The following is a 279-nucleotide window of genomic DNA, read 5'->3' on the forward strand; positions in this document are numbered from 1 at the left end:
CCAGCTCGGCAATAGTCGCCGACGGGTTGCGGAGAATGGATTCAAGCAGCTGCAAGTAGTGAGCGGCCAATTTCTCCACCGTTTCGGTTTTATAAAGAGCAGTGGCGTATTCAAACAGATATTCCAAGCCTTCCTCGATCTCCGTGACGTCCAAGCTGAGATCGAATTTAGAAACAATTTCTTCGCTGGCATACGTCGACAAATGGAGTCCGGGAAGCTGGATTTCCACATTCTCTGTATTCTGCAAAGCAAACATCGTATCGAACAGCGGATTGCGGC

1 protein-coding gene is annotated in these 279 nt (G+C 49.1%); it reads right to left on the minus strand.

Going from position 1 to position 279, the window contains the following annotated elements:
- Positions 1 to 279, minus strand: a 279-nt coding sequence (locus LCF57_RS09825) for a condensation domain-containing protein (protein WP_226000525.1), incomplete at both ends; no start/stop codon positions are given.

This window comes from Paenibacillus sp. BJ-4 (assembly GCF_020404765.1).
Lineage (GTDB): Bacteria > Bacillota > Bacilli > Paenibacillales > Paenibacillaceae > Paenibacillus.